A 920-nucleotide genomic window follows, 5' to 3' on the forward strand; every position below is an offset into this window, starting at 1 on the left:
AGAAAACGCTGATGCCAGACAGAACACCGTCATACGCAAGCATGTAATGCATTGATTTTATGTTATCTGAAACAACCGTTTTCATAGTACCACAGCATAAAATCCATTTATTCAACAAAGCCGGTTTGTTCAGGACATAGCGGGAAGGTAGCGGCCATGACCTCAGCAAAACTTTGCATTGCAGGAATGTGTAAACTGGCAGAACCCGAGAAATTGACGCTTTCTTGTGTTGAGGTGTCAAATCTGTAAAGCAATCCGTTTCGTTTTTTTGGAATTCAGTGGGGAAAGTGTCAACCTGTCAGCCCAGACACAAGCAGCATTGACACTTTTCAGCGGCTACTGTTGGGGTTTAGGCCAATCCGTAAGGGCGAGCATTCCTGTATAGCTAAAGCAATCAGGGTCATCCGGGCATTGATCCGCAACGTAACAAACCTCGCGGCGAATAAGTGCAATAGCCCGTTCAGCATTTTGTCTTAAATCGTATTTCTGAAAAAAATACTCCGTGTCTCCGTCATCCAGCCAGATTCCTTCATTCTCGATGAATTCCAAACCCCAGTTAAGTTCGGCGGCCGCATCAGTAACACGCTTTTTAATTTCATCTTCATGTACAGGTGCCGGCCGCTTGCCGTCATTCTCTTTGATAGTGCCCCAGAATTCAGCCCACGTCATTTCGAGCGTACGATGAGGCCACAAAGCGTTTTTTGTTTCGTAGGCTATTGGGGGCGGTTGCTGCCTCTCTGTCGCTGAGACATCAATTTTGGATCCTGAAATGACCACGGTGCCTTTAGCAACCCAGTGGCTTTGTTGAATAATAGGTAATCATTCTGTTTTGTCTGCACTGTTTTGGTAGAAAACGCTGATGCCAGACAGAACACCGTCATACGCAAGCATGTAACGCATTGATTTTATGTTATCTGAAA

General features: G+C 45.3%; 1 protein-coding gene. It reads right to left on the reverse strand.

Features of this window, described 5'->3' with window-relative positions:
* Positions 1-336: 336 nt before the first annotated feature.
* Positions 337-669, reverse strand: a complete 333-nt coding sequence (locus F7Q90_RS25750; RefSeq protein ID WP_237166072.1) for a hypothetical protein — start codon at positions 667-669, stop codon at positions 337-339.
* Positions 670-920 lie beyond the last annotated feature (251 nt).

The sequence above is a fragment of the Pantoea stewartii subsp. stewartii genome (assembly GCF_008801695.1).
In the GTDB taxonomy this organism is placed as follows: Bacteria; Pseudomonadota; Gammaproteobacteria; order Enterobacterales; family Enterobacteriaceae; genus Pantoea; species Pantoea stewartii.